The organism is Pantoea sp. B_9 (genome assembly GCF_008632015.1).
GTDB classification, from domain to species: domain Bacteria; phylum Pseudomonadota; class Gammaproteobacteria; order Enterobacterales; family Enterobacteriaceae; genus Pantoea; species Pantoea dispersa.
The window spans coordinates 2,242-5,492 of the sequence record NZ_VWVL01000021.1; the positions used below are offsets into that span (position 1 = coordinate 2,242).

The following is a 3,251-nucleotide window of genomic DNA, read 5'->3' on the forward strand; positions in this document are numbered from 1 at the left end:
GCAGCGTTGCAAAACGCCTGTGGGTTGTGAGGTTAAGCGACTAAGCGTACACGGTGGATGCCCTGGCAGTCAGAGGCGATGAAGGACGTGCTAATCTGCGAAAAGCGACGGTAAGGTGATATGAACCGCTACAGCCGTCGATGTCCGAATGGGGAAACCCAGTGCACTTGTGCATTATCGTTAACTGAATACATAGGTTAACGAGGCGAACCGGGGGAACTGAAACATCTAAGTACCCCGAGGAAAAGAAATCAACCGAGATTCCCCCAGTAGCGGCGAGCGAACGGGGAGCAGCCCAGGACCTGAATCAGCTTGTGCATCAGTGGAAGCGTCTGGAAAGTCGCGCGATACCGGGTGACAGCCCCGTACACGAAGATGCATGAGCTGTGAGTCCGACGAGTAGGGCGGGACACGTGGTATCCTGTCTGAACATGGGGGGACCATCCTCCAAGGCTAAATACTCCTGACTGACCGATAGTGAACCAGTACCGTGAGGGAAAGGCGAAAAGAACCCCGGCGAGGGGAGTGAAACAGAACCTGAAACCGTGTACGTACAAGCAGTGGGAGCCTACTTGTTAGGTGACTGCGTACCTTTTGTATAATGGGTCAGCGACTTATATTCTGTAGCAAGGTTAACCGCATAGGGGAGCCGAAGGGAAACCGAGTCTTAATTGGGCGTTAAGTTGCAGGGTATAGACCCGAAACCCGGTGATCTAGCCATGGGCAGGTTGAAGGTTGGGTAACACTAACTGGAGGACCGAACCGACTAATGTTGAAAAATTAGCGGATGACTTGTGGCTGGGGGTGAAAGGCCAATCAAACCGGGAGATAGCTGGTTCTCCCCGAAAGCTATTTAGGTAGCGCCTCGTGAACTCATCTCCGGGGGTAGAGCACTGTTTCGGCTAGGGGGCCATCCCGGCTTACCAACCCGATGCAAACTGCGAATACCGGAGAATGTTATCACGGGAGACACACGGCGGGTGCTAACGTCCGTCGTGAAGAGGGAAACAACCCAGACCGCCAGCTAAGGTCCCAAAGTCATGGTTAAGTGGGAAACGATGTGGGAAGGCACAGACAGCCAGGATGTTGGCTTAGAAGCAGCCATCATTTAAAGAAAGCGTAATAGCTCACTGGTCGAGTCGGCCTGCGCGGAAGATGTAACGGGGCTAAACCATGCACCGAAGCTGCGGCAGCGACACTATGTGTTGTTGGGTAGGGGAGCGTTCTGTAAGCCGCTGAAGGTGTGCTGTGAGGCATGCTGGAGGTATCAGAAGTGCGAATGCTGACATAAGTAACGATAAAGCGGGTGAAAAGCCCGCTCGCCGGAAGACCAAGGGTTCCTGTCCAACGTTAATCGGGGCAGGGTGAGTCGACCCCTAAGGCGAGGCTGAAAAGCGTAGTCGATGGGAAACAGGTTAATATTCCTGTACTTGGTGTTACTGCGAAGGGGGGACGGAGAAGGCTAGGTTATCCGGGCGACGGTTGTCCCGGTTTAAGCGTGCAGGTGTGAAGACCAGGCAAATCCGGTCTTCTTTAACACTGAGGCGTGATGACGAGCCGCTACGGCGGTGAAGTAACTGATGCCCTGCTTCCAGGAAAAGCCTCTAAGCTCCAGGTAACACGAAATCGTACCCCAAACCGACACAGGTGGTCAGGTAGAGAATACCAAGGCGCTTGAGAGAACTCGGGTGAAGGAACTAGGCAAAATGGTGCCGTAACTTCGGGAGAAGGCACGCTGGCGCGTAGGTGAAGGGACTTGCTCCCGGAGCCGAGGCCAGTCGAAGATACCAGCTGGCTGCAACTGTTTATTAAAAACACAGCACTGTGCAAACACGAAAGTGGACGTATACGGTGTGACGCCTGCCCGGTGCCGGAAGGTTAATTGATGGGGTTATCCGCAAGGAGAAGCTCTTGATCGAAGCCCCGGTAAACGGCGGCCGTAACTATAACGGTCCTAAGGTAGCGAAATTCCTTGTCGGGTAAGTTCCGACCTGCACGAATGGCGTAATGATGGCCAGGCTGTCTCCACCCGAGACTCAGTGAAATTGAAATCGCTGTGAAGATGCAGTGTACCCGCGGCAAGACGGAAAGACCCCGTGAACCTTTACTATAGCTTGACACTGAACATTGAGCCTTGATGTGTAGGATAGGTGGGAGGCTTTGAAGCGCGGACGCCAGTCTGCGTGGAGCCAACCTTGAAATACCACCCTTTAATGTTTGATGTTCTAACGTAGGCCCGTAATCCGGGCTGCGGACAGTGTCTGGTGGGTAGTTTGACTGGGGCGGTCTCCTCCCAAAGCGTAACGGAGGAGCACGAAGGTTGGCTAATCCTGGTCGGACATCAGGAGGTTAGTGCAATGGCATAAGCCAGCTTGACTGCGAGAGTGACGGCTCGAGCAGGTGCGAAAGCAGGTCATAGTGATCCGGTGGTTCTGAATGGAAGGGCCATCGCTCAACGGATAAAAGGTACTCCGGGGATAACAGGCTGATACCGCCCAAGAGTTCATATCGACGGCGGTGTTTGGCACCTCGATGTCGGCTCATCACATCCTGGGGCTGAAGTAGGTCCCAAGGGTACGGCTGTTCGCCGTTTAAAGTGGTACGCGAGCTGGGTTTAGAACGTCGTGAGACAGTTCGGTCCCTATCTGCCGTGGGCGCTGGAGAATTGAGGGGGGTTGCTCCTAGTACGAGAGGACCGGAGTGAACGCACCGCTGGTGTTCGGGTTGTCATGCCAATGGCACTGCCCGGTAGCTAAGTGCGGAAGAGATAAGTGCTGAAAGCATCTAAGCACGAAACTTGCCCCGAGATGAGTTCTCCCTGACCCTTTAAGGGTCCTGAAGGGACGTTGAAGACGACGACGTTGATAGGCCGGGTGTGTAAGCGCAGCGATGCGTTGAGCTAACCGGTACTAATGACCCGTGAGGCTTAACCTTACAACGCCAGAGGCGTTTTGGTCTGAGAGACAGAAGAATTTTCAGCATTGTTCACCGGATTACGTCCAGTGGATTTTGTGCTGTGACAGGGCGGCACGCGAGACGACGTGAAGGAGCATACAGAAGTATGTGACTGAGCGGCGCGAGCGGGGCAACGCAGTCAGAGCGCGAAAGACGCGGATGAAAACAGAATTTGCCTGGCGGCAACAGCGCGGTGGTCCCACCTGACCCCATGCCGAACTCAGAAGTGAAACGCCGTAGCGCCGATGGTAGTGTGGGGCCTCCCCATGCGAGAGTAGGGAACTGCCAGGCATCAA

2 rRNA genes are annotated in these 3,251 nt (G+C 54.5%); both read left to right on the plus strand.

Annotated elements, in window-relative coordinates:
• Window positions 1-30 precede the first annotated feature (30 nt).
• Window positions 31-2,934, plus strand: a 23S ribosomal RNA gene (locus F3I21_RS23045).
• 196 nt (window positions 2,935-3,130) lie between these two features.
• Window positions 3,131-3,246: ribosomal RNA gene (gene rrf / locus F3I21_RS23050) — 5S ribosomal RNA — on the plus strand.
• Window positions 3,247-3,251 lie beyond the last annotated feature (5 nt).